Origin of the sequence: Colwellia marinimaniae (genome assembly GCF_002207865.1) — a bacterium.
Classification (GTDB): Bacteria; Pseudomonadota; Gammaproteobacteria; order Enterobacterales; family Alteromonadaceae; genus Colwellia; species Colwellia marinimaniae.
On sequence record NZ_BDQM01000540.1, the window covers coordinates 1 to 233 of the forward strand.

The 233-nt window shown below is 56.7% G+C and carries 1 protein-coding gene; it reads left to right on the forward strand.

Features of this window, described 5'->3' with window-relative positions; translation table 11 throughout:
• The coding region (locus tag MTCD1_RS20415) for a hypothetical protein (RefSeq protein ID WP_200818729.1) at positions 1 to 233 on the forward strand (233 nt) is incomplete at both ends.

A 233-nucleotide genomic window follows, 5' to 3' on the forward strand; every position in this document is an offset into this window, starting at 1 on the left:
GATGATGCGCGGGCGCGTTACTGGGATGATCGTGAAAAGGCCCGTCTTGCGCTTGACGCCGCCCGAAAGAAGGCTGAGCAGCAGACTCAACAGGACAAAAATGCGCAGCAGCAGAGCGATACCGAAGCGTCACGGCTGAAATATACCGAAGAGGCGCAGAAGGCTTACGAACGGCTGCAGACGCCGCTGGAGAAATATACCGCCCGTCAGGAAGAACTGAACAAGGCACTGAA